Source organism: Roseicella sp. DB1501, assembly GCF_013112485.1.
GTDB lineage: Bacteria > Pseudomonadota > Alphaproteobacteria > Acetobacterales > Acetobacteraceae > Paracraurococcus.
The window spans coordinates 1-1422 of record NZ_JABFHG010000045.1 but is presented as its reverse complement, the minus strand read 5'-3'; the positions used below and the strand labels follow the sequence as shown (position 1 = coordinate 1422).

General features: G+C 70.7%; 1 protein-coding gene. It reads left to right on the top strand.

Features of this window, described 5'->3' with window-relative positions:
- The first annotated feature begins 72 nt into the window (after positions 1 to 72).
- Positions 73 to 1344, top strand: coding sequence for an IS701 family transposase (locus HJG45_RS28260; protein ID WP_171617326.1), 1272 nt, complete (start codon positions 73 to 75; stop codon positions 1342 to 1344).
- Positions 1345 to 1422 lie beyond the last annotated feature (78 nt).

The window sequence follows — 1422 nt, the reverse complement described above, 5'->3', positions numbered from 1 at the left end:
CACTACCTGGGCACTTCAAGTCAGGCCTTGCCACCTCCATCTGGTCGCTGACGGACGTTGTGAGAGGTGGAGATGGCAGGATTGGGCGGCGTCGGCGGCGATCTCGATCGCTGGCTGGAGCCGTTTCTCGCGGCGCTCGGGCACAAGAAGCGGCGGCTCTGGGCACCGCTGTACCTGCGCGGCCTGCTGGGCCCGAGTGAGCGCAAGAGCCTGCAGCCGATGGCGACGAGCCTGGGGCTGTCGGGCCATGACCAGTTGCAGCACTTCATCGCCAGCCCGGCCTGGGACGACGCGCCGCTATGGCGGGTGCTGGCCGAGCAGGCCGACCGGCTGGTGGGCGGGCCGGAGGCGGTGCTGGTGATCGACGACACGGCGCTGCCGAAGAAGGGCACGCTTTCGGTGGGCGTGGCGCGGCAGTACTGCGGCCAGCTCGGCAAGCGGGCGAACTGTCAGGCGCTGGTCTCGCTGACGCTGGCTGGGCGGGAGGTGCCCGTCCCTGTTGGGCTGCGGCTGTTCCTGCCCGAGGAGTGGAGCCGCGATCCGGAGCGCTGCGCAGCCGCCGGCGTGCCGAAGGACGAGGTGATGGCCCGAGCCAAGGGCGCGATCGCGCTGGCCGAGTTGGACCGGCTCATCGCTGCCGGCGTGCGGTTCAGCGTCGTGCTGGCCGATGCCGGCTACGGCGCGAGTGCGGCTTTCCGCCACGGGCTGAGCGAGCGTGGCCTGACCTGGGCGGTGGGCATCCCGCGCAACCAGAAGGTCTATGGCGCCGACGTCCAACTGGTCCCGCCCACCGGCCGCAAGCGGCGCCCAGCACCCGACCAAGAGCCCCGAGAGGCCGGGGCGGTGCTGGCGGACCTGCCCTGGCGCCGGGTGACCTGGCGGCACGGCACCAAGGGCCCACTGGCCGCGCGGTTTGCGGCAACCCGCATCCGGGTCGGTGACGGCAAGACCTGGGCGAACAACCGCCACCTGCCGGGCGACGAGGTCTGGCTGGTGGGCGAGTGGCGCTCGAGTGGCGAGCGCAAATACTACCTATCAAACCTGCCGCCGCGGACCTCGCTGCGGGCGCTTGCCGCCGCGATCAAGGCGCGCTGGGTTTGCGAGCAAGGGCATCAGCAGCTCAAGCAGGAACTCGGTCTCGGCCACTTCGAGGGTCGGTCCTGGACCGGCCTGCACCGGCACGCGCTGATGACCTGCATGGCCTTTGCCTGGCTGCAGCACCGTCGCCTTGCTGGGCAACGCCCGGCGAGGTCGGGGAAAAATGCGGGCCTGTATTCCGGGACCGCCACCATCGCCGAGCCTGCCGGCCGTGCGCCGCGCCATTATGGCGCGGCTGCTCGCTGAGCTTGTCCCACCGATCTGCTGTCCGCATTGCCGACGCCGGTTCCGACCGCCACCAGATCGAATACTGCCCAGGTAGTG